The sequence below is a fragment of the Moraxella equi genome, assembly GCF_002027555.1.
Classification (GTDB): domain Bacteria; phylum Pseudomonadota; class Gammaproteobacteria; order Pseudomonadales; family Moraxellaceae; genus Moraxella; species Moraxella equi.
On record NZ_MXAP01000194.1, the window covers coordinates 1 to 1,819 of the forward strand.

Here is a 1,819-nt window from a genome sequence, read left to right on the forward strand (position 1 = left end):
CCGTGCTTGGCATAAGCCCCCTGTGCGGTGCATAGATAAGGTGGGTCAAGCAACAGTAAACAATTTGGGGTGTCTTGGTATTTTTGTAACAGTTTTTCAAAATCTAGGCATTCAAGGATAAGCCCGTCAAGATAGCCATCTGCATTTGGATAATCAGTTTTGACAATGCGGTTGTAAAAGGTACTTTCGGCTAAAAATTCGTCAAGGTTGGCAACTTGGCGACCGCTAAATAACAGCCAACCCGCCAAAGTCTGCACATCAATGAAAGTCCCGTTGTCGGCACTTTTGCGAAGGTGGCCTAGGACTTTGGCTTTGGCAGTGTTTGACAATTTGGCACTTCTTGGCTCGTCTTTTAAAATTTCAAATAATTCTTGGCGTAAGCGGTTGGTGGTGGGAATGTGGGTAAGACGCTCGGCATAGCCGTCAAAGTCGTTATAAATGACGGTGGCTTTGGGCAAAATACGCTTGGCATTGTGAGCCAAAAGTCCAGAACCGCCAAAGACATCAATTACGGTCAAACCTTCGCCATCATTTGGGATATTGTCTTTTAAAATTTTTTCAAAGTGCCTTAAAAACATTCGTTTTTGCCCTGTGAATGGCAAAGGAGCGGTTTTGTGGTGTTTGGTAGAAAGTGAATTGAGTGTCATAAACTTATCCTTTTAAAGTTAAAGGCGTTCAGGACACTCAAAGCGTTTGGATTGTTGGGATTTAGGTTAGATTAGGAATAAAAAACCGTCATCAAGTGGCTTGCGATAAACTGTGCGACTTGCGGACAGACGGCGTTTCCCGCAGCCCGAGCTTCACAAGCGTTGGTCTCATCCAATCCTTTGCAAAGCCCATCATCGACAGTCGTTCGCTCCCTGATAGCCATCTGACCCCGTCCGTTTGGCACAGCGATGATATCGGCACAATTGATGTTGATGGCGGATGAGCCGACCCCTGCCAGTAGCGTATGGTGTGCGTCCGCCCAGCTCGATTGCGATTCAGTCTTGCCACAAATGCGTTCCACTGACCCCAAGTCAGCCATAAGGCTAAATGGTGGGTATTCTCTAAGACCTGCGACCAAGAATACTCTACGGCGTTTTTGGGGGACTCCGAAATAACGGCTGTCAAGCACTCGCCAAAATCCCACATACCCGCATTGGGCAAGCGTTTCAATGACTGTTTGTAGGTCTTCGCCATTGTTTGAATTGATGAGACCTGTGACATTTTCAAGCACGACAAATCTTGGCTTAATTGCTTTGACAATCTCAATAGCGTCAAAGAACAAGCCTGTCCGCCGTCCGTGAAGTCCTGCTCGTTTTCCTGCCATTGACACATCTTGACAGGGGAAACCGCCGATGATGACATCAACGGCTCCGCCATTTGGCAAGGCTTGGAGTTTTGGTAAGCAGGTCTGGACATCGTCAAACTGGGTGGCGTGGGGAAAACGGTCTGATAAAACCGCTCGACAAATGGGGTCAATTTCCACTTGCCAGCTGGTGTGAAAACCTGCGTTTTCAAATCCCAAGTCAAATCCGCCAATGCCAGCAAAGAGACTGCCGACACTGGGTTTGGATTTTGAGGATTGTTTGAGGTTAGGGGTGGATTGGGTTGGTTGGGGGTTGTTTTGAGCATTCATAGGTTTCCTTGTTTAAAGGGTTATGATGCTCGTGGCATTCTTTGGTTTGCGTGTTAATTTGATTTAAAGTTTTGCATCTTGGGCATTTGATGGCAAAATTGCCTGTGCCAATGGCTAAAAGTTTTTTGCAATTTGTGCAACGCTGTTTCATTTTTTGCGTAATCCTATGGATTTTGTGGTAAAATATACCAACCGAAC

General features: G+C 46.2%; 3 protein-coding genes. All 3 read right to left on the reverse strand.

Annotated features, from left to right (window positions below):
* The coding region (locus B5J93_RS13170; protein ID WP_079326772.1) for a DNA adenine methylase at window positions 1-647 on the reverse strand (647 nt) is incomplete at its 3' end.
* 71 nt (window positions 648-718) lie between these two features.
* A complete protein-coding gene (locus B5J93_RS13175; protein ID WP_079326773.1) occupies window positions 719-1,621 on the reverse strand; it encodes a DNA cytosine methyltransferase in 903 nt (300 codons plus the stop codon).
* Complete coding sequence (locus tag B5J93_RS14455) at window positions 1,578-1,772, reverse strand: zinc finger domain-containing protein (RefSeq protein ID WP_079326774.1); 195 nt, start codon at window positions 1,770-1,772, stop codon at window positions 1,578-1,580. The genes B5J93_RS13175 and B5J93_RS14455 overlap by 44 nt, the downstream gene beginning before the upstream one ends.
* Window positions 1,773-1,819 lie beyond the last annotated feature (47 nt).

Coding starts and splice junctions, on each gene's coding strand:
- B5J93_RS14455 (WP_079326774.1), bottom strand. CDS start 1,772: ATGAAACAGCGTTGCACAAATTGCAAAAAACTTTTAGCCATTGGCACA.
- B5J93_RS13175 (WP_079326773.1), bottom strand. CDS start 1,621: ATGAATGCTCAAAACAACCCCCAACCAACCCAATCCACCCCTAACCTC.